Source organism: Halorubrum sp. C191, from assembly GCF_002727095.1.
Classification (GTDB): Archaea; Halobacteriota; Halobacteria; order Halobacteriales; family Haloferacaceae; genus Halorubrum; species Halorubrum ezzemoulense.
The window spans coordinates 1-1897 of sequence record NZ_NHNZ01000199.1; the positions used below are offsets into that span (position 1 = coordinate 1).

Annotated in this window: 1 protein-coding gene; it reads left to right on the forward strand. The window is 47.5% G+C overall.

What is annotated here, in order from left to right:
* Nucleotides 1–492: 492 nt before the first annotated feature.
* Entirely contained in the window at nt 493–1695 is a 1203-nt protein-coding gene (locus tag Z052_RS17690) for a PQQ-binding-like beta-propeller repeat protein (RefSeq protein WP_158228720.1), read from the forward strand.
* Nucleotides 1696–1897 lie beyond the last annotated feature (202 nt).

Here is a 1897-nt window from a genome sequence, read left to right on the forward strand (position 1 = left end):
CAACGTTCAAAGCTGAGCAAGTAATCCGTTATAATAGTAACCAAGCTGATTATACTGCGTGAAGACTTCCAAGACACCCTCTCTGATAGCTATCTAAATGTGAATTCTCTTGCAGTGGGCGAAAAAACGGTGTACGCCGGAACATCGAATGACCTGTATGCGGTGGCAACAGAACGTAATGAGAGTTCTAACAACCAATCAACTGTACCTACCCAGGGTCGCTTGCCGTCTGAACGGACTGGTCAAGAAGCAGTATTGAATTGCCAGAGTTGTGGGATAGATCTGACCGAGTACGGTCATAAACTTCTGTCCGGAGTGCGGAACCGAGGTTGATTTTGACAGAGACACTTATACGAAAATATACGACTAGGGATGAATTCCCAAACGCTTGTTTGTCCTCGGCAGTTCCTGGGTTCGGAGTATATCAGATGAGCAGTCGGAGTTAAATGATTAGCGAATCATATGTGTGTTGTGAGCCGGAGTAATTCGAGTGTGATCTCACCTCCAGATCGGCACTTATGGGTATTCTCGAAGGAGTCGATTAACTACCAGCCGGTACTTTACGACGACAGGGTATTTGTAGTCGGTGAGGAGTCAGGTTCAACAAGTCTATACGCGATTGACCTTGATAACGGAAACTCACTCTGGGAATTCAGATCAAATTGTGACATTACCTCGCCGGTTGTGAGTGAGGAAACCGTATACGTGGGATATTCTACTGTTGGGACTCTTCAACACCGAGCAGATTCCTTGTACGCCTTAGATGCAACTGATGGCACCAAACAGTGGCGTGAGAAGATTGACGACAAGATATTCTCCGCCCTCACGCTGAATGCTGGGACGCTATATTTCGTGAGTGGTAGCAACACGTTGCACGCGGTTGACGTAAATACGACAACTGAACTATGGCAGCAACAATTACAACGTAATCAACCAGAAGGCATCTTTAATGGAGATTTCAGTCCGGTAGTCGACAACGGGATTGTTTATGTCGGGTTACCGGACTCGATTAAGAGTTCAAGCAGTAAGCTATACGCGGTGAACTCGGAAAATGGGATAGTAGAGTGGGATTTTGAGATTCCGTCGTACCGTGGAAGAGTTACGCCTCTTCGAACCACGGTAGTTGATGGAACCGTATACGTGGGAACACCTCGTACCCTCTACGCAGTTGACACACTCAGCGGTGAGGAAAAGTGGCAGTTCGAAACTCCTTCTAGAAATGAGCGTATTCCTAATGTACTTCCGAACCAGAGCCACGTACCTCTTCCAATAGTAACCAACGAGAAAGCCTATATTGGAACTCAGACTGGGCTATACGCGGTAGATGTGACTCAGGGGACCCAGGAGTGGCATTTCCCAACGTGGAACCTGCCCGCTAATGCAATAGCAATCCTCGGCCAGACAGTCTGTGTTGGAACTCCCGACGGATTATACACAGTTGATGCAACTACTGGTGACGGACAGTGGCGGTGGGGAGTTGGTCGAGGAGGAACTCATTCAGTGGTAGCATCTACTGATGCGATATATATGTCGAATGATAGTTGTTTGCGAGTGATCCCAGTAGAAGATTATGCGGAACAGTGTCAAAACTGCGGAGCAGAATTAAACGAGTATGGGGAGGTGGACTACTGCCCGGAGTGTGGGAGTAAAACAGGGTCGAGTAGCGGTTCTGAAACAGAAGTCTACGACAAGTAATTCTCTATCGGCTAGCCACCGTTCGATCTTCCCTTCGCTGTTACCCGGTTCAGAATAAGAGGTACTACGAGAGAAAGACCAATACTTCTCTATGGCAGGGTGTCATAGAACGGTTGGCATACCTCTCTTTTGCCCTCTCGAATCGTTCAACACAGACGAATGCTATGTCACACAGGGTCATTATCAGTCGATCACATCGACA